Consider the following 21,264-nt stretch of genomic DNA (forward strand, 5'->3'; position numbering starts at 1 on the left):
CCGGCGCAGAACAGGGGCGATGAGCGCCATCAGCCTGCCCTCGCCTGCCGGCTCGCGCACCAATGCTCGAAGGCCGACTTCTCCTCGGCGGACAAATGCAGGCCATGCTTGGTGCGCCGTTCGAGAATGTCGGCCGCGTCTTCCGCCCATTCCTGTTCAAAGAGGTAGTTCGCCTCGCGCTCGAAGAAATCCTTGCCGAAGCACCGCCCCAGTGCGGCGAGCGATCGGGCGCCGCCGACCACGGACCGCGTCCTGGTGCCGTAGAGCCGGCCGTAATGCTTGAGCAGCGATGCCGGCATCCATGGATACTCGCTTGCGAGGTTGCCAAGAAATTGTTCGAAGTCGGCATTGGCGATGTCGCCGCCGGGCAGATGCGCCCTCGCGGTCCAGGCTTTGCCCATGCTGGGAAAGAACGGTGCGATCCTGTCCAGCGCATGCTCGGCCAGTTTGCGGAAGGTGGTGATCTTGCCGCCGAAGACGGAGAGCAGCGGCGCCTGCGCGTCCGGCGCGTCGAGTTCGAAAATATAGTCGCGCGTCACCGCGCTCGGATTGTCGGCGTTGTCGTCATAGAGCGGCCGGACACCGGAGAACGAATGGACCACGTCGCCCCGCGCAAGGCCGCGCTTGAAATAGCGGTTGACCACCTTGATGAGGTAATCGATCTCGCTCTCATCCGCCCTCACATCCTCGGGCCGGCCCTCGTAGGGGATGTCGGTGGTTCCGATCAAGGCTAGATCGTTCTGGTAGGGATTGATGAAGATGACGCGCTTGTCGTTGTTCTGGACGAGATAAGCCTGCCTTCCCTCCCAGAATTTGGGCACGACGATATGGCTGCCCTTGACGAGGCGGACGTTGCGCCTGGAATTCTGGCCGGCAACGCGGCTGACGATGTCGTTGACCCAAGGGCCGGCGGCATTGATCAGCGCGCGGGCCCGTACGCTGGTCTTGATGCCGGTCCTGACGTCGCGCATCTCGACAACCCAGAGGCCGCCCTCGCGGCGGGCCGCGGTGCAGGCGGTACGGGTGAGGACCTTCGCTCCCCGTTCGGCGGCGTCGAGCGCATTGATGACGACGAGGCGGGCATCGTCGACCCAGCAGTCGGAATATTCGAAGCCGCGCTTGAAACTGTCCTTGATCGGCGCGCCCTCGGGCGCGGTGCGCAGGTCGAGCGTCCGCGTGGCGGGCAGCCGCTTGCGGCCGCCGAGGTGGTCGTAGAGGAAGAGGCCGAGCCGCACCAGCCATGCCGGCCGGTCGTCCGGGCTGTGCGGCAGCACGAAGCGCATCGGCCAGATGATGTGCGGCGCCGATTCCAGCAGCACCTCGCGCTCGATCAGCGCCTCGCGCACGAGGCGGAACTCGTAGTATTCGAGGTAGCGCAGACCGCCATGGACGAGCTTGCCCGAGCGTGAGCTGGTGCCTTCGGCGAGATCGTCCTTTTCGCACAGGATGACGGAAAGCCCGCGGCCGGCGGCGTCGCGCGCGATGCCGGCGCCATTGATGCCGCCGCCAATGACGAAGAGGTCGACTATGTCAGGGCCGACGCTCATCTTGCCGTCGCCCCACTGCCTGATTTTCGCATCATGGCCATCGCTCTCAGCACGGATTGACCGGAGGCAGGCCGGCCAGGTAGCGGCGCACTTCCTCGGCGGCCTGCTCGGCGGCATAGGTCACGGTGCGCACCGAAGCGCCGGCGATATGCGGCGTCAGCGTCACGTTGGGCAGCTGCAGCAAGGGCCAGTCCGAGGGCACCGGTTCGACCGCGAAGGTTTCCAGCATGGCGCTGGCGATCTGCCCTGAAACCAGCGCCTCGTAGAGTGCGTCGTAGTCGACCAGCGGGCCACGCGCCGTATTGACGAAGATCACGCCCGGCTTCATCCGCGCGATGGTGTCCTTGCCGATCAGACCGCGTGTCTCCTGCGTCACCCGCGAATGCAGCGTGACCACATCGGAGCGCGACAGGAGGTCGTCGAGCGCAACCAGTTCGACGCCAGCGTTGCGATCCTCGGCGCTCAGTTGCACATAGGGATCGCTGACCAGGACGTGGCAGCCGAAGGCGCGCAGCAGGCGCACCACCTTCGTGCCGATATTGCCGTAGCCGACCACGCCGACGGTCATTTCGCCGAGCTCGCGGCCGGTGCGGTCGGCGCGGTAGAGATCGCCGCGCCATTCCCCCTTGCGCAAGGCCTCGTGGCCGACCCGGATCAGCCGCGTCTCGGCCAGGATGGCGCCGATGGTAAACTCAGCCACGGCAGTGGCGTTGCGGCCGGGCACATTGACCACGGTGATGCCGTGCACCCTGGCCGCTTCCATGTCGATGTTGATCGGGCCGCCGCGCGACACCGCGACCAGCTTGAGCCCCGGCAGGCGCCGCATCATGCCCTCCGACAGGGGCGCAAGCTGGGTGACGAGGATTTCGGCATCGCCGATGAAGTCGACGACCTCGTCGGGATGGCCGAAATATTCCTTGACCTTGTCGAGGCCGAGCGCGGCGTTGCCGAACTCCATCGGCTCGTCGGGCCAGGCCGTCTGCAATGTCCTGATATCGAGGTCGCCACTGGCGACCTTCTCGATTTTGGCGCGAAACACCTCCGGCAGCATGAAGTTGTCGCCAATGATCGCTATTTTCCTCAGCATACTCGACTTCTCAATTTTCCTGCGATGTCGCCATGGCACGCCAGACCGGCCGCAGGGCCTGGTGCGCCAGCATGTAGGACGGGGTCATCCTGTCGTAGATCGCGGCGAGATCCGGGTCGCTCGGCTCGGCCTCGCCGAGCAGCGGCGTCACCCATTCGCCGACGCATTCGTCCATGGAGGCGTATTGGCCGACGCAGACCGCCGCGATCATTGCGGCACCGGCCGCACCGGCCTCCTCGCGCGCGCTGGTGCGCGTGTCGGCACCAATGGCCGCACCCAGGATCTTGCGCAGCGCCGGGCTTCTGGCGGCGCCGCCGGTCAGGCGAATTTCGCGTGGCAGCGGGCCCATGGCGGCGTAGCAATCGCGCGCCGCGAAGGCCAAGCCTTCGAAGACGGCGCGCACCAGATCGGCGTAGCCGTGGCGCGACGAAATGCCGACGAAGCCTGCCCTGGCATTGGCATCGACGAACGGTCCGCGCTCGCCGGCTTCCGACACGTAGGGCTGGTAGAGGAGCGAAGCCGGCTGCGAGGCCGCGATCCAGGCATCGACCAGCGCGATCATCTCGCCATTGCTGCGGGTTATGCCTTGCGAGGCGAGAATGCCCGAAGCGAGGCCAAGCACCCAGTCGATGTTGAGCGTCGCCGCCATGTTGGACTGCATCTGCGCGAAGACACCCGGCGCCGGCATCGCCATCGTATAACCGGTCGCCGCTTCGTTGAGCTGCACATCATCAGGGGTCTCGGCCAGCCGCATGTGCATGCCGGTGGAACCGATGATCGAGCAGCCGGGCTTGCGCTCGCGGTCGAGGAGGCCGGCGCCGAGCGCGGTGCAGACGACGTCGACATAACCGAGCACGACGGGTGTGCCGGCAAGCATGCCGGTGACTTCGGCGGCGGCCGGCGACAGTCCGGCGCTGTGGCTCGTGCCGTCGACGATCGGCGGCAGCAGGTGCCTGAGATCGGCGACGCCGAGGACGTCGAGCACGTCCCCACTGTAGTCACGGGTGCGGAAGTCGCCGAAAGTGAAGGTCCCTTCGGACGGATCGGTGGCGCGTTCGCCGGTCAGCTTGAAATAGAGCCAATCCTTGCAGTGGAACGCGGTCGCCGCCTTGCCGAGCATTTCGGGCATGGTGCGTTTCATGAAGGCGAACTGCGAGCCTTGCTGGCAGGCGGCGAGCCCGCTGCCGGTCTTCTCGAAGCGCAGCCGGTCATCGGGCCGCGCACGGATTTCCTCGACGACGCCGGCGGCGCGCGCGTCGAGCCAGAGCCAACCCTTGGCCACCGGCTCGCCCTTGCCGTCGATCAGCCAGGTGCCGTCGCCCTGCCCGGTCACCGCGATGGCGACGGTCCGGCTGGCGAGATCGGGCACCTTGTCGGCAAGCTGGCGCAAGGTGGTGGCGGCATCGGCCCATGTGCGGGCCAGATCCTGTTCGGCGCCGCCGCCCGGCAGCGTCTCGTAATGGTTCGGCGTTGCCGCGGCCGCGATCTGGCGGCCCTTCGTGTCGAAAGCGATGGACTTGATGACGGAAGTGCCGGCATCGATGCCGATCAGTACGTCACGCATCACGCGATCTCCATGCCGTGCGAGATCGCCTTGCCGCTCGCCTGGTCGAAGACGTGCAGGTTTTTGGGATCGATGCTGACGTTGATGGGCGCGCCGAGGTCGAGCCGGGTGCGGTCATGCTCCACCAGGACCAGCGAGCCGCCGGCGAAGTCGGCGGCGATGTGGGTCTGGTCGCCGAGCCATTGGTTGGCCGAGACCCTGGCCGGAACTCCTTCCTTCGAACGCCGGACCGCGTAGGGCCTGATGCCGATGACCACCCGCTCGCGGCTGAGCAGCTGGTCGCGAACCGGAGCGCTGAAGGCGTCCTTGTCGTAGTCGAGCGACAGACCGTCGGGCAGCCTGAGACTGATGCGGCCGGCGGTCGTGCCGACAAAGGCCTCGAAGACGTTCATCGGCGGCTCGCCGACGAAGGTGCCGGTGAACAGGTTGGCCGGGCGCTCCTTGATCCGGTCCGGCGTGTCGAACTGCTGCAGCACGCCGCCCTCCATCACCGCGATGCGGTCGGCCAGCGCATTCGCCTCGGTCTGGTCGTGGGTGACCAGGATCGCGGTCAGGCCACGCTCCTTGATGAAGTGCTTGATACGGCCGCGCAACACGGCGCGAAGCTGCGGCTCGAGCTGGCCCATCGGCTCGTCCAGCAGATGCAGGTCGGCTTCCCGGATCAGCGCCCGGCCAAGGCTGGCGCGCTGCTGCTGGCCACCCGAAATGGAGCTAGGATAGCGCTCCAATATGTCCTCGATCTCCAGCAGCTTTGCGATGCTGGCGACCTTGGCGTCGACCTCGCTCCTGGGCAGCCTTGCGGCCTTGAGCGCAAAGGCCATGTTCTCGCGCACGGTGAGCGGCGGATAGAGCGAATAGCCCTCGAAGGCCATTGCCACATTGCGTTTGACCGGCGGCAAGGTGTGTACCTTGCGGCCGGCGACCGCGATCGCGCCACGCGACACCTCCTCGAAGCCGGCAACCATGCGCAAGGTCGAAGTCTTGCCGCAGCCCGACGAGCCGAGCAGCGCCACGATCTCACCCTTGCCGATATCCATCGTCAGGTTCTTGACGGCGTGAACGCCCCTGTCGATCGGGCCATAGAATTTGTCGACGCCTGATATGGTGAGCGCGCTCGGGCTCATGCCGCTTCTCCGTTGCGCAGTTTGACGACATTCCTGGCGCCGATGCGCTCGCCGCTCGCCCGATCGAACAGCAGGGCGCTCTTGCCGTCGACGGCGATATGCGCCTTGCCTTCGCTGCGCCCCGGCGTTCCGGCCGGGCGCGAGACCAGGATTTCACGGCCGCGCACGGTGCGCACCAGGGTGACGATCTTTTCGTTGAGCGGCGTCTCCGCCTCGACCTTTACCGGAATGGCGCCGGGTTCGTTTTCGCCAACGAAATGCAGGGCCTCGGGTCTCAGCCCGATGATGCAGTCGCGGCCGATGGCGGCCTCCGGAGCATCGGCGAGATGGACCTGTACGTTGGACAGGCCGACATAGACCCCCCGGGCATCGCGCGCGGGCTTGACGTCGAGCAGGTTGATGGTCGGATCGCCGAACAGCCGCGCGATCTCGATGTTGGCCGGCTCACGATAGATCTGCTCGGGCGTACCAAGCTGCCTGATGACGCCTTGCGACATCACCGCGATGCGGTCGCCGAGCGCCATGGCTTCCTTGTAGTCCTGGGTAACGTAAACGACGGTGGCGCCGCGATCGGCGAGCAGCCGCGGCAGTTCGAGCCGCATCTCGAAACGCAGCTTGGCGTCGACATTGCGCAAGGGATCGTCGAGCAGAAGGAGCGGCGGCGAACCGACCAAAGCGCGGGCAAGGGCCGTGCGCTGCTTCTGGCCGTTGGAGAGCGCGCGCGGCTTGTGGGAAAGCACATGGCCGATCTTCAACAATTTGGCGACGCTCTCGACACCGGCCTTGATCGCGCTCTGCGACGAGCGCTTGGCCGCCAGCGGCGTCGCGATATTGTCGAAAGCGCTCATATGCGGAAACAGCGCGAAATTCTGGAACGCCATGCCGACGCCGCGGAATTCCGCGTCGACATCGGTCATGTCCTCGCCGCCGATGAGGATCTTGCCTTCGTCCGGATCGATGACGCCGGCGACCAGCCGCAACAGCACCGTCTTGCCGGCGCCCGAGGGACCAAACAGCACCAGCGTTTCGCCATCGGCGACGGTCAGCGACAGATTGTCGAGGACGGTCTGGCTCTTGTAGCGCTTGACGACGTTTCTGAGTTCGAGGCTGGCCATTTCTATCCTTTCACCGCGCCGAGCGACAGGCCCTCGACCAGATAGCGCTGTGCGTAAAGGGCGAGCGCCAGCGTCGGCGTGATCGACAAGACTATGGCCGCCGAAATCTGGCCGTACTGGATGCCCGATGAAGTGATGAAGGCCAACGCGCCGACCGTCACCGGCTGCTTGTCGGCCGAAGCCAACACCAGCGCGAAAACGAAATTGTTCCAGGCGAAGATGAAGGCGAGCAGGCCGGCCGCCGCGATGCCAGGGCCGGCGAGCGGCAGCGCGATCTTGCGGAAGGTGGCGAACCAGGAATGGCCGCCGATGCGGTAAGCATATTCGATGTCGGCCGGAATATCCTCGAAATAGCCGCGCACGATCCACAGGATCAGCGGCAGGCAGATCAACTGGTAGACCCAGATCAGCCCGATATAGGTGTTGGCCAGGCCGAGCTTCTGGAAATAGAGGGTCAGCGGCAGCAGCACCAGAAGTGCCGGCGCGAACTTGAACGACAGCAGCGTGAAGGCGATGTCTTCCGAACCGCGAAATTTGTGGCGCGCGAAGGCGTAGGCCGCCGGCACGCCGAGCAGCAGTGAAACCGCCACCGAGGTCACCGACAGGAATACCGAGTTCCAGAGGTTGCGCATGAAGGCGATGTCGAGCGTGCCGGCGGCCGTCATCAGCTTGCCGGTGATCAACGCCGTGTAGTTGGCGAGCGTCGGTTCGAAGATGAGCTGCGGCGGGATGCGCAGAATGGTCTCGTTGGTCTGGAACGACATCATGAAGATCCACAGGATCGGGAACATGAAGAAGATCACGACCAGCGTCAGTGCCGCGCCGCGCAGGATGCGTTCGAAAAGCGAGGTATGTTCCATCGCCGCCTCCTATGCCTGGCCGCGGGCGCGTTCGCGCAGCCTGAGCCAGTTCTTGATGAAGATGTTGGAGAGGAAATAGGTGATCGCCCACAGGATGATCATCAGCGCCGCCGAGCGGCCGACATTGGTCGACTGGAAGAAGTTGAGATAGGCCTCGACCTGGAACACGGTCAGTGTGTCGCCCGGCCCGCCCTGTGTCATGGCGTAGATGATGTCGAACTGCTGGATGGAATCGAGCAGGCGAAACAAGGTCGCCGTCAGGATGTAGGGCGTCAGCATCGGCAAGGTGATGCGGAAGAAGACGAAGCTCCTCGGCACGCCGTCGAGCGCGGCGGCCTCGAAGGGCTGCGTCGGCAGGCTGCGCAGGCCGGCAAGCAGCAGGATCATGATGAAGGGCGTGTAGACCCAGATGTCGACCAGCACGACGGTGAACAGCGCCGTGGACGGTGACGACGCCCAGCGAAAATCCTGCAGCCCGATGAGGCTGGCGAGATAGCTCAGCACGCCGAAGCCCGGATTGGTCATCAGCTTCCACATCAGTGCTGCCAGCGCGGGCGCCGTCATCAGCGGCATCAACAGCATGATCGAGATGAAGTTGTTGAGCGTCGAGCGCTTCTGCAGCAGCAGCGCGATGGCGAGACCGAGAAGCAGTTCCAGCACGACCGTGGTGCCGGCATAGAGCAGCGACACTTTCAACGTATTCCAGAATTTCGGGTCGGTGAAGAAGGAGATGTAGTTGTCGCCCCAGTTGAACTGGCGCGCCCAAGGCTGGCTCAGACGATAGCGTTGGAACGAGTAAACGACCGACGTCAGGAACGGGATCAGGATGCCTATGCAGACCAGCAAGGCCGGCAGGCTGAGCACATAGGGCAGCACCCGCTTGCTGATCCTGAAGCCGGATGGCTTGAGCCTTTGCGATACCACCGCAGTCATCGAGCTGCTCCGTTGTTGCTGTCGCTTCGCCCTGCCGGCCGCCCAAGGGAGCAAGGCGGCCGGTGGGGCGAAATGGCGGTCACCTTTCGGCACCGCATCGCAAACATGAAAGATGTGGCGAGGGCCGAACCGCCAAGCAGGCCGGCCCTCGTTGCGACTTAACCGAGGCCGGCTTCCTTGAGCTGGCCGTTGATGCTCTCGGCGAGCTTGTCGAGGCCCTCGTCGATCGGCACTTCCTTGGACACCATCTTCTGCAGCGTCGCCGCCCATTCGGTGGTGAGATCGAAGAACAACGGCTGCGCCGTGAACTTGATCGAGGCGCCGGGTGCCGAGGCGTCGAACATCTCGACATAGCCCGGATAGCTCTTGTTCAGCTTCTCGCGGAAGACCTCATCTTTCCAGACCGACTGGCGGACTGGGTTGACAAAATCCATCTTGGTGGCGCCGAACAGCGCATGCTCAGGTCCGGAGGCCCATTGCATGAAGTACCATGTGGCGTCCTTGTCCTTGGAGAAGTTGGACATCGACAGCGACCAGATCCAGATGTTCGGCGTTGGTGCCTTGGCCTCCGGATTCGCCTTGAAGGCGGCGAAGGCAAGCTTGCCGGCCATCTTGTTGTCGCCACCATTCATGAAGTAGCCAAGGATATCGGCGTCGAAGATCATCGCCGAGGCGCCGGCGCCCAGATCGGTGCCGACCTGGTACCAGGTGTAGGTCGACCAGTCCTTCGGGCCGCTCTCCTGGATCATCTGCACCCACTGCTTGTGGAAAGCCTTGGACTGGGCGGTGTTCATGGCGGCCGACAATTTACCGTCGGCCGACACGTTCAGGTCCTTCTGATCGAAATTGGCGTAGGCCGACAGGAACCCCGGGTGTATGGTCGCCCAGGAGCGCGAGCCGCGCACACCAATGCCGTAGACGCCGCCGCCGACATCCTTGGTGAGCTTGGCGGCAGCGGCCACCATCTCGTCCATATTGCCGGGAACCTTGACGCCCGCCTTGTCGAACATCGCCTTGTTGTAGGTGATGTTGTTCTGCTCGAACCCCCACGGAATGCACCACTGCTTGGCGTCTTCCGATCCCAAAGCTCCGCCCGGCTTGCCGTTCCAGGCGCAGGAATTCTTGACGCCTGGCAGGAAGTCGTCCCAAGCATAGTTCGGGTTGGTCTTGGCCGGATCCTTGATCCATTCGTTGAGGTCGGTGATCCAGCCGGCTGGGCCATAGGTCCAGGTCATGTACGCGCCGGTCATGAAGGCATCATATTCGGGCGAGCTCGCCGACAATGCGGCCGTCACCTTGTCGAAATAGACGTCTTCGGGGAATACGTCGTAGACGACGTTCATGCCGGTCAGCTTCTTGAAGTTCTCAAGATTGGCGATCATGGCGTCGGCATAGGGATGCTTGTTGAGCAAGAGCTTGATGGTCTTGCCCTTATGCGCCTGCCAGTCGAAGTCGGCGGCAAGCGCGCGGGTCTGGCCGAGGTTGAGCAGCGAGCCGGCGGTGCCGGCGGCGAGACCCATGGCACCCAGGCCCTTGATCAGTCCACGACGGTCGACTTGTCCGCGCAGGAAGGCATCTATCAGGTCTTTCTCTTTCTCATGCATTTCGTCTTCTCCTCCACAGGGTAGTTTCAACTGGACTGTTGCCGGCTACCCGACCGGCGTCTCTTCCACGAGCGATCGCGCCGTGCGCTCGTCCGTTATCAGGCCCTTGAGATAGCGCCCCTCCAGCACCGACTTGATTGCGCGAACCTTAATCCTGCCGCCGGCGACGGCGACAATCCGGCGGCTGGCGATATCCTCGCGCGCCAGTGCCAGCGCCCGGTTGGAAACGGTCGTCGCCACTGCCTTGCCGGCCTCGTCAAAGAAATGGCCGAGCAATTCGCCGACACCGCCATTGCGACGGATCTCCTCCATCTCGCCCTTCTCGATCATGCCGGTGGCGACAAGCGAAGCCTCGCGTTCGGCGGTGCCGATGCCCGCAAACAACAGGTCGGCGGATCTGGCGAGATCGAAGACCTCACTAACGCCCTTCTGGCCCAGCAGCACGATGCGGTCCTCCGCCGTGTTGGCGAACATCGGCACCGGCATCACATAGGCTTCGGCACCGGTGCGTTCGGCGAGACGGTGGATGACATCATGCGGGTTGGCCGAGAATTTCCGCGTCAGGCCACCAAGCAGCGAGACGAAACGGATGCGGTCGGTGGTGGTGCGCGGCAGATATTCCACGCAGGCCGCGAGCGTGCGGCCATGGCCGACGCCGATCAGCGCCTGCTCGCCGCGCTCGATCTCGCGCTTGAGGAACTGCGCGCCGGCGATGCCGAGCGCCTTGAGCGGCAGATCCTCGGAATCGAAATCCGGAACCACCTCGCAATAGTCGAGGCCGTAGCGGCGGGACAATTCGTCCTCGAGCTCGACGCATTCCGACACTTCGCCGTCGATATAGACCTTCACCAGGCCTTCCTGGTTGGCCTTGGTGATGAGGCGGTGCGCCTTGAGGCTGGTCAGCCCCAGCCGCTTGGCGACCTCGGACTGGGTCAGGCCGCCGGCGTAATGAAGCCACGCGGCCCGCGCCGCCATGCTGGCATCATCGTCCCGCAAAAGGCCGTTTCCAAAACCAACCACGTTTCCATCCCGGTGATATTTTTATCAGTTGCTGCAAAATTTTTCACACGGATCGGACGAAGTCAAGCGCCACCTTCAAATTGCATGGCGTTTGGTCGGCTGCCGCGCGACGGTTCGCCGGGAACCTCAGGAAGGCAAAAAGGTTCTTACATCGACAGCCCGAGGTCGCGACGTACCGGCCAGCCGCAAGCAACGTCGTCAGCGAGGGCGCCGAAATCCTGAGAAAAATGGAGGGCGGAGCACCAGCGCCGCCCTGACAGGGCGATGTTCGAGCCGCTTTGCTGCGATATGCCACTTCATCCGACATGGCCCGATCTTGTCGCCCGGTTGCTGCTTGCGCTGCTGGCTGGTTTCCTCATCGGCCTGAACAGGGAAGCGCGCGGCCACACCGCCGGGCTTCGCACGACCATCCTGGTCGCCCTGGCGGCCGCTGTGGCCATGATCCAGGCCAACATACTGCTTGATACCACGGGCAAGGGAATGGACTTCTTCGCCAGCATGGACGTGCTGCGTCTGCCGCTTGGCGTGCTGACCGGCGTCGGCTTCATCGGCGGCGGCGCCATCCTTCGGCGCGGCGATCTCGTGACTGGAATCACCACCGCGGCCACCATGTGGATCATGACGATGATCGGACTTGCCGTTGGCGGCGGCCAGTTTGGTCTTGCGGCAATTGCGACCGTGCTGACGCTACTGACACTTCAGGTGTTGAAATGGGTCGACCTCAAGTTGCCGCGCGATCACCATGCGATCCTGTCGGTTTCCTGGGCAAAAGAATCCCCACCTGACCTTCCGGAGATGGTGCGGCCGCTCGGCTACGGCGCGCGCCTTGCCAAGATCGAGCATGATCCCGGCCGCAACCGCTTCGTGTACTCGTTCAATCTCGAATGGAGGCAGTCCGACGCCGCCGAACCCTCGACGGAAATCCTGGCGCTGGTCGCGCGCGAATGCGAGATCGAGCGATTCGAGTTCATCGGCGAGAAGGCGTCCTGAAGAGCAATTTTTCCGCCCCGGGGACGCGGCAGATACCGCGGGTCGCCTGCCCGGGAGGTCAATCGAAGAGAAAGGTTACTGCAAGGTCCGTGCGGCGGACGGCACGGAATGGCCATGTGCCATGCCGGCATCGGCATCACCCTCGCTGAGCGAACGATCGAGGCCCGTCGCCACCACCGAGACCCTGAAGCGGCCTTCCATGCTCTTGTCGAAGATGGCGCCGACGATGATGTCGGCGTCCTCATAGACCTCTTCACGGATGCGCGTGGCCGCCTCGTCGACCTCGAACAGGGTCATGTCCCGGCCGCCCGAAATCGACACCAGCACGCCCTTGGCGCCCTTCATCGACATTTCGTCGAGCAGCGGATTGGCGATCGCGGCTTCCGCCGCTTTCATCGCCCGGCCGTCGCCCGAAGCCTCGCCGGTTCCCATCATGGCGCGGCCCATGCCGCGCATCACCGATTTGACGTCGGCGAAGTCGAGATTGATCAGGCCTTCCTTGACGATGAGGTCGGTGATGCAGCTGACGCCGGAATAAAGCACCCTGTCGGCGATGACGAAGGCATCGGCAAAAGTGGTCTTGGCATCGGCGATCCGGAACAGGTTCTGGTTGGGAATCACGATCACGGTGTCGGCGGCCTCGCGCAGCCGCTCGATGCCCTCTTCCGCCATCTGCATGCGGCGCCTGCCCTCGAAGGTGAACGGCTTGGTGACGACGCCGACCGTCAGGATGCCGGCCTTGCGCGCCGCCTGGGCGATGATCGGGGCCGCACCGGTTCCGGTGCCGCCGCCCATGCCGGCAGTGACGAAACACATGTGGGTGCCGGCCAGATGATCCATGATCTCGTCGAGCGATTCTTCGGCCGCGGCACGGCCGATCTCGGGCAACGAGCCGGCGCCAAGGCCTTCCGTGACGTGCGCGCCAAGCTGGATCAGCCGCGTCGCCTTCGACATGGTCAGCGCCTGGGCATCGGTGTTGGCGGCAATGAACTCGGTTCCCTGAAGCTGTTCCACGATCATGTTGTTGATCGCGTTGCCGCCGCCGCCGCCGACGCCGATCACGGTGATCTTGGGTCTCATCTCGGAGATTTCCGGCTTCTTGAACTCGGCCATGCCTGCTTCTCCTTCGCCAATTGCGTGCGCTTCACGACCCACAAGCAGACTGCCTGCAAGACATTGCAATCGAGCGGCATGACGCGAATCAGTCCGTTCGGATGGGTACCCCAAAAAGCCAGAGAGCGGCCGGACGTGCAAGTGCGTGAAGGTCAAGTTTTGTGATGAAGAGGCCGACCTTCGAGAACGACTGTCCGGTTTCGGACGATCGCGATAATGTCGTCGTGGATCAGGCACCAAGCGGATGCCTGCGACGGATGCCTAGAACTCGCATTTGCCGAGGCCATCGATGGCTGAGCGAGATTCCTACGGACTTAATCAGCAAGCAAGGCCGAGGGGATATATGCGCCCTCCTGACCCAAAGGTATGAAAGAATTGTCCAGTTTGCCATCAATGAGAGTGCGACAGCCGGGGAGAGTGCGACAGCCGGGATCGCGACGCGGATTTTTGCGGCGATGAAACGCCCCGTCGACCACGGCGCCATGGCCGTCTCAGGCTATACCGTTCCTTGGCATACAGCGGCAGGAACACCAGTCGCCCTCCATGTCTCGTCGTCGCGGCCGGTACGCGACGTGCACGTCGTGCGGCTCGACACGCAAGCGGCCGAGCCGATGGGCTGGCGCGTCGAGCCGACGGGAAATGCCGTGTCCCGTCGCGATTTCGATCACGGATCCTTCCTCAGGGTCGCGGCGGCGGAACTTGCCAAGGCCACCGAGATCGAAGGCGTCGCCTTCGAAGTATACTTGACCCGCAACGATGGCGCCCGCGTGCTGTTCGAAGCGGAAACCTGCGCCTCGGCTTGCAGGACGGGCGGCTGATATCAGGCGACGACGGCAACTCGCCCGATAGCGACGTGGTCTTGCCGGCAAACACCTGGCTCAAGGTCGAGATTTCGTCGAACGACGGCGCGACCGTGCTGCGGATCGATTCGGACGATCTCCTGTCGCCGTTTCGCCTGGATCGTCGATTCGACCTGCCGTGGCGGCTCCTGACCGGTGACATGGTCTTCGGCACCAGCACGGCAAACGATGTCAGGTTGCTCAACGCGAAATTCTCGACGATCTCGCTGCAAACCGCGGCTGGCCGTATCGCCTGGACGTTTCCGACCCTGCTGCCGAGAGGCCCGCTCGCCTCGACAGGCACCGATCGCGTCCTCTTCCTGGAAACGGTCAACCAGCCCGCCTTCTGCATGACCTCGCGCCGCTGGGACGGGTCGAGTTTCGACCCCCGGCTGGTGCCGTCGCATTACGACGCCGTGCATTGCCACGACGACGACATGGAGGCGTTGCAGTGGCCGGCCTCATACCAATTGCAGGTTCCCGCCGAGGCGCCCGCCGGGGTCTATGCCTTCGAGGTCGGTCACGATGAAGGATCGGAGCGTATCGTCTTCTTCATCACTTCGTCGGAGCGCCGGGCGCCGTTGTTGTTCCTGGTGCCGACGGCCACCTATCTCGCTTACGCGGACGAATTCCTGCCGGCGCATCTCTACGAATGGATGTGCGAAGATCGCGGCCATCGCTTCGCGATCGATAACAATCTGAAGTCGCTCTACGACTATCACAGCGACCTCAGCGGCGTGTCGATCTGTTCCACCAGGAAGCCCAAGGCGACGCTGCGTGACGACTACAAGTATCCGCTCTGCGGCTGCCCGCACAATCTGCCGGTCGACCTGCATTTTCTACGCTTCTGCCACAACAATGATATCGCCTTCGATCTCATCACCGACCGCGACCTGCACGAACTGGGTCTTGCCGGCCTGCAGGAGTATCAGGCGGTCATCACCGGCAGCCATCCCGAATACATGTCGGTCGAGATGGAGCATGCGCTGCGCCAATTCGCGGCGGCGGGCGGCAGCATCGCCTATCTCGGCGGCAATGGCTTTGCCGGCAAGGTGGCGTTCCAGGACGATCTGATGGAATTGCGCCGCTCGCCGCTCGAGGCGGGCCGGACCTGGGACGGCCCCATCGCCGAACAGTCACTGTCGATTACCAACCAGCCGGGAGGCTACCTGCGCGCCAGCGGGCGCGGCGAGTTCTCGCTGACCGGCGTCGCCATCTCGCTGATGGGTTTCGATGGCGCGCGGCCTTTCACGCGTACGCCGGAAAGCCGTCAGCCCTCGGCCGCGTGGTTGTTCGACGGCGTCACCAGCGAGACCTTCGGCGACGAGGGCATCGTGCTTGGCGGCGCCGCCGGCTACGAGGTCGATGCCACCGACCCGCATCTGGGCACATCCCCCGACACCATGGTCATTGCCCGTGCGACCGGGTTCCCGGACAGCTTCGTCCATGACGCGACGCGCTGGTACGAAGGAGGTGACAGAGAGCGCGACGAGCGCCGCTGCGCGGAGATGACGCTGCGCCATCTGCCCTCGGGCGGCCTGATCTTCTGCGCGAGTTCGGTCGCCTGGTGCGGCGCCTTGCCCGCGGGCGATGCCATGAACGACGTCGGCCGGATCACCAGGAATTTGCTGACGCATCTGGCGCTGGAAAAGAGCGGGCCGGCCCCGGATCGATAGCCGGAAAAGAAGGCAGCCCGCCGCACCGCGCCGGCTCCGGCGGTTGGCTTGCCGCGCAACGACCGAAGCGTCTATCATGCCCGATCAATCGGCGGCTTGGGTGTTCCCGCCGTGCCGGGCCTAAGCTTTGTCCACGGCGCGTGTCGTCAGGTCATTTTCAGAACGGATGAAGGTGCGCCCCGCCAATGGCCGGCAGAACACATTTCGGTTTGACCGCCGTCGACACCGTGCCCTTGCACGAGAAGGTCTATCTGGAGCTTGTGCGAGCCCTGATGTCGGGCCAATTCCTGCCCGGCCAGAAGCTGACCTCGCGCAAGCTCGCCAGGGAACTCGGCACCAGCGACATGCCGGTGCGCAGTGCCTTCATGCGGCTGCAGGCATTGCGTGCACTGAGCCCGATGCCGAATGGCAGCGTCGAGGTGCCGGTGATCTCGGCCGAGCGATTCTCGCAATTGACCGCCGTGCGCACACTGCTCGAAGGCCCGGCGACCGAGCTTGCGACGAAACTGATCAACGGCAACAATCTGCGGGCGATCCGACGCCATTGCACAGAACTGACCCTGACGGCCCGCAAAGGCGATATCGGCGACTATCTCAGGAAGAACCACGATTTTAAGTTCTCGATCTATCGCCATTGCGGCAACGAGCAGATGATCTTCCTGATCGAGACGGTGTGGATGCAGGTCGGCCCGTTTCTCAGAAACCTCGCCGTGGGGTTCGAGGACGACCTCTCCTCCATCCTGGACATCGACTATCACGAGGAAGTCGTTGCCGCGATCGAGGCGCAGGACGGTGCGCGAGCGCGGGCGGCCATCGTTCGCGACATCGACGAGGGTGCTGCCCACATCCTGCGGCAGGTCAGATTCCCGGAAGCGAGGAGCTAGGCCGGTGTCTCCTGCACCCCAGATGCCGCTTGGCTTTCCCTTGCCTTGTCGCTATGTTGCGATCGCAGATCGCGCAATTGGTTCCTGAAATGCCTCCCGACATACCGGCTAACCGCTTGAAAAAATGAAGGAAACTTTTCCGACCGATGTCGGAGATGCCTTCATGAACTCATCAGCTGCTTTGTCGTAGAAATAGGGTGCTCGCCTCAGACGCGACACCGCAGGGAACCAGAGGTTTGAAATTGGGCGATGCAATTGCGGACGTTTTGAACTGGCTTGAAAGCCGAAGCGACATCCAGAGCCTGAGGGCCGCGGTGTGCGACCTCAACGGCATCATGCGGGGAAAACGCATCCCCGTCGAGCAGGCCCGCAAGGCGCTGGAGGGCAAGCTGCGCATGCCCTACTCGCTGATCGGGCTCGACGTCTGGGGCGAGGACATCGAAGGCAACAGCCTGGTCTTCTCGACCGGCGATGCCGATGGCCTTTGCCAATGGACGGGTCGCGGCATTCTGCCGGTGGAATGGACGGCGCATCCGACGGCGCTCGTCCCGCTCTGGCTCGCCGATGAGAGCGGAGCGCCCTATCTCGGCGACCCCCGGCGGGCACTGGCCCGCATCCTCGATCGCTACAAGGCACTCGGCCTGACGCCGGTCGCGGCGACCGAACTGGAATTCTACCTGGTCGATCCGCAATCGCAGCGGCCGGTCGGGCCGGTCTCACCGGTCACTGGGCGGCGTCTCGATTCCGACGCGGCGCTGTCGATCGACGAGATCGACGATTTCGAAGCCTTCATCCACGACATCTATGAAGCCTGCCGCGCGCAAGGCATTCCCGTCGATACGGCAATCGCCGAAAACGGCGTCGGCCAGTTCGAGATCAACCTGAACCATGTCGCCGATGCCTTGCGGGCCGCCGACGATGCGGTGTTGTTCAAGCGCACGGTGAAGGGCATTGCCCGCAAGCACGGCTTTGCCGCCTGCTTCATGGCCAAGCCCTATGGCGACCGCGCCGGCAACGGCTTCCATGTCCATTTCAGCCTGGTCGATGCCGATGGGCGCAACGTGTTCGACGACGGCACCGACCAGGGTTCCGACACCATGCGACACGCGGTCGGCGGGCTGCTGGCGGCGATGGCCGAAAGCACGCTGGTGTTCGCGCCGCACTTCAATTCCTACCGCAGGCTGCGCCCGAGATCCTACGCGCCGACCGCGGTCGCCTGGGGTTACGAGAACCGCATGGTCGCGATCCGCATCCCCGGCGGCCCGACCGGCGCGCGCCGCATCGAACATCGCGTCTCGGGAGCCGACGCCAACCCCTATCTCGTGCTTGCCGCCATACTGGGCGCCGCGCTGATCGGCATCGAGAAGCAGATGTCCCCAGGCGACCCGGCGGGGAATGACGGGCAAGGCGTTGCCCCGGCCAAACTGCCGCCGGACTGGGCGTCGGCGATCGCAACCTTTGAAGGCGGGACGCATGTGGCGGAGATCTTCCCGGCGATCCTGCGCGACTCCTTCGTCGCCTGCAAACGCCAGGAATTGAATACGTTTGCCCTCAACGTCAGCGATTTCGAGATCGAGACCTATCTCGAAAGCGTCTGAGGCCTTTACGACGAGCGCTCGGCCTTCAGCACCGTGACCGCCGCCTCGCTGTTGTGAACGTAGTCGTTGGCGTCGGGCTGCTTCTGTACCAGCAGGATGAACAGAAGGTCGGTCAGCGTCAGCTGCGCGTCGCGCGCGGTGATGGAGGAAGAGCGCGCGCGTTCCTCGTCGGCGAGGGTGTAGAGGCGGATGTCGGCGACGCGGCTCAGCGGATTGTCGTGCAGGCCGGTGACGGCGATCACCGTCGTGCCACGCTTGCTGGCAAGCTCCGCGATACGCAAGGTTTCGATGCTGGCGCCGGAATAGGACAGCGCGAACAGCACATCGTCAGGCCCGAGCGTCGAGGCGTTGGCCATCTGGATGTGGCTGTCGCTGTCATGCAGCACATTGCGGCCGAGCTTCATCAGCTTGTATGAAAAATCGCGCGCCACCAGCGAGGAGGCGCCGACGCCGACCAGATGGATGCGCCGCGCGCCATCAAGCAGGTCCAGCGTCCTGGAGAGGATGCGCTCGCTGTTGGCGGCGACGGTCTGCTGCATCGACAGCAGCTTGCTGCCGATCAGCTTCTTCAGGATGACCGGAAAAGTATCACCCACCTCGATCGAGCCATGGATGACGCCGGCCGGCACCTGCCAATCCTGCGCCTTGGCCTCGCTGACGGCGAGCTTGAGCTCCTGATAGCTGGCATAGCCGAGCTTCTGGCTGAACTTGACGACGCCAGACTGGCTGCGGCCGATCTCGGCCGCAAGCGCGGCCGTCGACAGCCGCAGCATCTGGTCGGGATTGTCGATGATATAACGGCCGATCTCGCGATCGCCGGGCGCCATGCCGTCGAGCTCGGCACTGATCCTGCTTAAGACGGACACGGAAACCCCTCGCTCTTCACTGCAAGACGAGGAATAAATTATTCCAATTTTGATTGACAGCCAAGAACGCAGAATGAATTCTCGACCGACCCGAGGTCATCGCTCGGGATCCCGGGCAGGTCACCGGACGTGGCCGTCAAGGTTTCAGCCATGGACAGATTGCGGATCGTCGGCGGACAGAGACTGGAAGGCGCGGTCACCATATCGGGCGCCAAGAATGCCGCTTTGCCGCAGATCGCGGCCGCTCTTCTCAGCCCCTACCCGCTGGAACTGACCAACCTGCCCGATGTGACCGACGTCGAAAACATGCTCGGCGTGGTGCGACTTCATGGCGCCGAAATCACCCGGTCCGCCCATGCCGCCACAATCGACACAAGTACCGCCGTTTCCAAGGAGACCTCCTACGACACGGTACGAAAAATGCGGGCGACGGTGCTTGTCCTGGCGCCGTTGCTGGCGCGGTTCGGCCATGCCCGGGTTTCGCTGCCGGGCGGCTGCGCGATCGGCGCGCGGCCGGTCGACATGCATGTCGCCGCACTCGCCGCGCTTGGCGCCAGGATCGCCGTCGAGAACGGCCTGATCGTCGCCTCGGCCCCGAACGGGCTGACCGGCACGCGCATCGTGCTCCCCTCGCCATCGGTCGGGGCGACGGAAACCGCCATGATGGCGGCGACCGCGGCCAAGGGCGAAACCGAGATCCTGAACGCAGCGCGCGAGCCGGAAGTGGCCGATCTCGCCGCCTGCCTCGTTGCCATGGGTGCGCGCATCGAAGGCGCCGGCACGCACCGTATCCTGATCGCGGGCGACACCAGCTGGCACGCCGCCAGGCACGACATCATCCCCGACCGCATCGAGGCCGGCACTTATGCCATCGCGGCCGCCATCACCGGCGGCCAGCTCGAACTGACGCACGCCCGGCTCGAGCACATGGCCTCGGTGGTGCAATTGCTGGAGGCGACCGGCGTCAGCGTCTGGCCAGGCGATCGCGGTCTGATCGTCTCGCGCGACCGGCCGCTCAAGGCCGCGGATCTGACGACGGAACCCTATCCGGGCTTTCCGACCGACCTGCAGGCGCAGTTCATGGCGCTGATGTGCTGCGCCCAGGGTGCGTCGCTGCTGCGCGAAACCATTTTCGAGAACCGCTTCATGCATGTGCCCGAACTGATGCGGCTCGGCGCCAACATCAAGCTGCAAGGCACCATGGCGCTGGTGCGCGGCGGCGAGAAATTGCACGGCGCGCAAGTGATGGCCACCGATCTGCGGGCTTCGGTGTCGCTGGTGCTGGCGGCGCTGGTCTGTGAAGGCGAGACGACAATCAACCGCGTCTATCACCTCGACCGCGGCTACGAGCAACTGGACCGCAAGCTGCGCCTGTGCGGCGCCGGCATCGAGCGGCTGGGCGCATGAATACCGAAGCGGATTATTTTCTCGGCGTCGATGGCGGCGGCACCGGTTGCCGCGCCCGTCTCGAGGACGCGCAAGGCACGGTGCTGGGACAGGGCCTGTCGGGGCCGGCGACGACGCGGCTCGGCATCGAGGCAGCCTGGGCCTCCATCGCCAAAGCTTTCGGCGCGGCGATCGAGGAAGCAGGTTTCGCGCCAGCCGAAACCGCCAAGATCCATGCCGGCATCGGCCTTGCCGGCATCGGCCGCAAAGGCGCGCTTGAGGCGTTGCGGGCAATCGCGCATCCCTTTGCCAGCATCGACTTCGTCAGCGACGGCATCGGTGCCTGCCTTGGCGCGCATTCCGGCCGGGACGGCGCCATCGTCATCGCCGGGACCGGCTCGATCGGCCTCGGCTTCGTCGAGGGCCGCGACCTGCGCGCCGGCGGCTACGGGTTTCCGATCTCCGACGAGGGCAGCGGCGCCGACCTTGGATTGAAAGCCGTGCAACTGGCATTGCGCGCCCATGACGGCCGCCACGAGCGCACGGCGCTGCTGGCGGAGGTCATGCAGCGCTTCGCGGGCGACCCCATGGAGGCTGTCGCCTGGATGGACCGCGCCAGCGCCACGGACTATGCCGCGCTTGCACCCATGGTGATGCGCCATGCCGACCAGGGCGATCCCGTGGGGCGCCGCATCGTGCAAGGTGCCGCCGAACAGATCGACACGCTGGTGCGGGTATTGTTCGAAAAAGGCGCGCTGCGCGTGACGTTGCTGGGCGGCCTCGCCAGCCCGCTGGAGCCCTGGCTTTCTCCCGATGTGCGCCGCCGCCTGAAGCCCGCCGACGGCGACGCCGTATCCGGCGCGATCATTCTTGCCAAGCGTTCGGTTTGCAAGGGATAGCCAATTTGGGCAGGAATAGAATATTCCAAATCTCCGTTGACGATACGAATATCAAATTCTAGAAAGTTAACAAAGAAAAACTGCGATGACGGACCCCAAGGTCCGTCCGCACTGGCTGCCCGTCGAGTCATGCCGGGCGTCGTGCGGCAGAATTTTTGA

Annotated in this window: 18 protein-coding genes; 7 read left to right on the forward strand and 11 right to left on the reverse strand. The window is 64.3% G+C overall.

What is annotated here, in order from left to right; translation table 11 throughout:
* Positions 1-29: 29 nt before the first annotated feature.
* The 9 genes from LB516_RS12645 to LB516_RS12685 all read right to left on the reverse strand — a co-directional run bounded on the left by LB516_RS12645 (position 30) and on the right by LB516_RS12685 (position 10,854).
* Entirely contained in the window at positions 30-1,547 is a 1,518-nt protein-coding gene (locus tag LB516_RS12645) for a glycerol-3-phosphate dehydrogenase (RefSeq protein WP_140715179.1), read from the reverse strand.
* 46 nt (positions 1,548-1,593) lie between these two features.
* A complete protein-coding gene (locus tag LB516_RS12650) occupies positions 1,594-2,634 on the reverse strand; it encodes a 2-hydroxyacid dehydrogenase (protein ID WP_181172955.1) in 1,041 nt (346 codons plus the stop codon).
* 10 nt (positions 2,635-2,644) lie between these two features.
* Positions 2,645-4,198, reverse strand: a complete 1,554-nt coding sequence (locus LB516_RS12655; protein ID WP_224719656.1) for an FGGY-family carbohydrate kinase — start codon at positions 4,196-4,198, stop codon at positions 2,645-2,647.
* Complete coding sequence (locus LB516_RS12660; protein WP_140661510.1) at positions 4,198-5,322, reverse strand: ABC transporter ATP-binding protein; 1,125 nt, start codon at positions 5,320-5,322, stop codon at positions 4,198-4,200. Before LB516_RS12660 ends, LB516_RS12655 begins: the two co-directional genes overlap by 1 nt.
* On the reverse strand, positions 5,319-6,437 hold the full coding sequence (locus LB516_RS12665) for an ABC transporter ATP-binding protein (protein ID WP_224719657.1): 1,119 nt from the start codon (positions 6,435-6,437) through the stop codon (positions 5,319-5,321). Before LB516_RS12665 ends, LB516_RS12660 begins: the two co-directional genes overlap by 4 nt.
* A 2-nt stretch (positions 6,438-6,439) precedes the next feature.
* Positions 6,440-7,297 carry a carbohydrate ABC transporter permease gene (locus LB516_RS12670; protein ID WP_140715182.1) on the reverse strand — a complete coding sequence of 286 codons (858 nt, stop codon included), beginning with the start codon at positions 7,295-7,297 and terminating at the stop codon, positions 6,440-6,442.
* A 9-nt stretch (positions 7,298-7,306) separates the two neighbouring features.
* Complete coding sequence (locus LB516_RS12675; RefSeq protein ID WP_015318968.1) at positions 7,307-8,230, reverse strand: carbohydrate ABC transporter permease; 924 nt, start codon at positions 8,228-8,230, stop codon at positions 7,307-7,309.
* Between the two features lie 158 nt (positions 8,231-8,388).
* Positions 8,389-9,834: an ABC transporter substrate-binding protein gene (locus tag LB516_RS12680; RefSeq protein ID WP_140877996.1), complete on the reverse strand. Its 1,446-nt coding sequence runs from the start codon at positions 9,832-9,834 to the stop codon at positions 8,389-8,391.
* A gap of 45 nt (positions 9,835-9,879) precedes the next feature.
* A complete protein-coding gene (locus LB516_RS12685) occupies positions 9,880-10,854 on the reverse strand; it encodes a sugar-binding transcriptional regulator (protein ID WP_181178420.1) in 975 nt (324 codons plus the stop codon).
* 264 nt (positions 10,855-11,118) lie between these two features.
* Here LB516_RS12685 and LB516_RS12690 point away from each other — a divergent pair, with 264 nt between their 5' ends.
* Positions 11,119-11,844, forward strand: a complete 726-nt coding sequence (locus LB516_RS12690) for an MgtC/SapB family protein (protein ID WP_224719658.1) — start codon at positions 11,119-11,121, stop codon at positions 11,842-11,844.
* A 75-nt stretch (positions 11,845-11,919) separates the two neighbouring features.
* On the opposite strand, the gene ftsZ is transcribed toward LB516_RS12690, so the two are convergent.
* Positions 11,920-12,957, reverse strand: a complete 1,038-nt coding sequence (gene ftsZ, locus LB516_RS12695) for a cell division protein FtsZ (RefSeq protein WP_015318972.1) — start codon at positions 12,955-12,957, stop codon at positions 11,920-11,922.
* Positions 12,958-13,412: 455 nt separating this feature from the next.
* On the opposite strand from ftsZ, the gene LB516_RS12700 reads away from it, so the two are divergent.
* The 4 genes from LB516_RS12700 (at position 13,413) to LB516_RS12715 (ending at position 17,954) form a co-directional block, all read left to right on the forward strand.
* Entirely contained in the window at positions 13,413-13,775 is a 363-nt protein-coding gene (locus LB516_RS12700) for a hypothetical protein (protein WP_224719659.1), read from the forward strand.
* Entirely contained in the window at positions 13,757-15,472 is a 1,716-nt protein-coding gene (locus LB516_RS12705) for a N,N-dimethylformamidase beta subunit family domain-containing protein (protein WP_224719660.1), read from the forward strand. Before LB516_RS12700 ends, LB516_RS12705 begins: the two co-directional genes overlap by 19 nt.
* A gap of 185 nt (positions 15,473-15,657) precedes the next feature.
* Positions 15,658-16,356 (forward strand): GntR family transcriptional regulator, encoded by a 699-nt coding sequence (locus LB516_RS12710; protein WP_015318974.1) that lies wholly within the window; start codon positions 15,658-15,660, stop codon positions 16,354-16,356.
* A 242-nt stretch (positions 16,357-16,598) separates the two neighbouring features.
* On the forward strand, positions 16,599-17,954 hold the full coding sequence (locus tag LB516_RS12715) for a glutamine synthetase family protein (protein ID WP_015318975.1): 1,356 nt from the start codon (positions 16,599-16,601) through the stop codon (positions 17,952-17,954).
* A gap of 5 nt (positions 17,955-17,959) precedes the next feature.
* Here the strand turns inward: LB516_RS12715 and LB516_RS12720 are convergent, their stop codons facing one another.
* Entirely contained in the window at positions 17,960-18,820 is an 861-nt protein-coding gene (locus LB516_RS12720; RefSeq protein WP_224523710.1) for a MurR/RpiR family transcriptional regulator, read from the reverse strand.
* A gap of 150 nt (positions 18,821-18,970) precedes the next feature.
* Between LB516_RS12720 and murA the strand changes: the two genes are divergently transcribed.
* Positions 18,971-20,227, forward strand: coding sequence for a UDP-N-acetylglucosamine 1-carboxyvinyltransferase (murA, locus tag LB516_RS12725; protein ID WP_224523713.1), 1,257 nt, complete (start codon positions 18,971-18,973; stop codon positions 20,225-20,227).
* Positions 20,224-21,105, forward strand: coding sequence for an N-acetylglucosamine kinase (locus LB516_RS12730; protein ID WP_140617419.1), 882 nt, complete (start codon positions 20,224-20,226; stop codon positions 21,103-21,105). Before murA ends, LB516_RS12730 begins: the two co-directional genes overlap by 4 nt.
* Positions 21,106-21,264 lie beyond the last annotated feature (159 nt).

The organism is Mesorhizobium sp. CO1-1-7 (assembly GCF_020164885.1).
Lineage (GTDB): Bacteria > Pseudomonadota > Alphaproteobacteria > Rhizobiales > Rhizobiaceae > Mesorhizobium > Mesorhizobium australicum.